The following is a 522-nucleotide window of genomic DNA, read 5'->3' as shown; positions in this document are numbered from 1 at the left end:
AGTAATGGTTTTTTTATTTACTTCTTGTCCCTTATCATCATAGATAATCACATCAAAAGTTCCTGTTTGGATATTTTTATCATAATTAGTTAAAGTTGTATCATCAGTAAGATATGATAAAGTGTCAGATTGAACAGAACTTTTTGCTGATGAGGCGTAGATATTATTTGCATGAGTGATCAAGGTTTTTGCAAAGGTATTTAAATCGTCCTTGTAGCCTTGCAAAATGCCTCCATCATATCTTTGGGTTTTCTTATCATATGTCCTTCCTCTAAGTTCCAGCTGAGCACCAATTTTTCCACCTGAAAGCTTATCTGTCATATCAACTATCTTCTCATCTCTCGTTTGATAGACTATCCTATGATCGCCACTGACTTCATCTGTAATGATTTGCAAAGGGATAAAGCTTTCCCCATCAACTAAAACATGTCCTTCAAGAGTAAGATTGTAGTTTCTTCCTCCATCAGTCATGGTGGATTCAAAACGACTAGTTTGAGTTAATATGCTTTTTGAGGCTACTCC

The 522-nt window shown here is 35.2% G+C and carries 1 protein-coding gene; it reads right to left on the bottom strand.

All coding sequences use genetic code 11. The annotated features are described in order from the left end of the window. A partial coding sequence (locus CQA75_RS09305; protein WP_407920031.1) for a FlgK family flagellar hook-associated protein occupies window positions 1-522 on the bottom strand: 522 nt, incomplete at both ends.

The sequence above is a fragment of the Campylobacter taeniopygiae genome (assembly GCF_005406225.1).
Lineage (GTDB): Bacteria > Campylobacterota > Campylobacteria > Campylobacterales > Campylobacteraceae > Campylobacter_D > Campylobacter_D taeniopygiae.
Note: the sequence above shows the minus strand (reverse complement) of the source record. Positions and strands in the feature narration are given on the sequence as shown.